Origin of the sequence: Paraburkholderia sp. SIMBA_027, from assembly GCF_046535315.1 — a bacterium.
GTDB classification, from domain to species: domain Bacteria; phylum Pseudomonadota; class Gammaproteobacteria; order Burkholderiales; family Burkholderiaceae; genus Paraburkholderia; species Paraburkholderia tropica.
On the sequence record NZ_JAWRWY010000433.1, the window covers coordinates 1 to 277 of the forward strand.

Here is a 277-nt window from a genome sequence, read left to right on the forward strand (position 1 = left end):
GTCCTGGTTGCGGACCGCTGCTTTCCGGGCCCGATGGCGAGGGATCAGGTACGCGACAGCCTCCCTGCTCCAGCGGTCGTCAGCCGTCAGTCGAGACCGTAACAGCCTCCCAGTCACGGATCTCATTTTCGAACGCGGACAACTTGTCCCTCACGAGCCCGAGTGCATCGCTACCAAGCAAAAGATGCGTGGGAGGGCGGTCCGCGGCGATTGCGGCGAGCATCGCGCATGCCGCCTTTTGGGGATATCCCAATTGCTTGCCGCTCTTCTCCTCTCG

General features: G+C 62.8%; 1 pseudogene. It reads right to left on the reverse strand.

What is annotated here, in order from left to right:
- Nucleotides 1-79 precede the first annotated feature (79 nt).
- Nucleotides 80-277, reverse strand: a pseudogene (locus SB764_RS39720) (short-chain dehydrogenase/reductase); the annotation flags it as partial.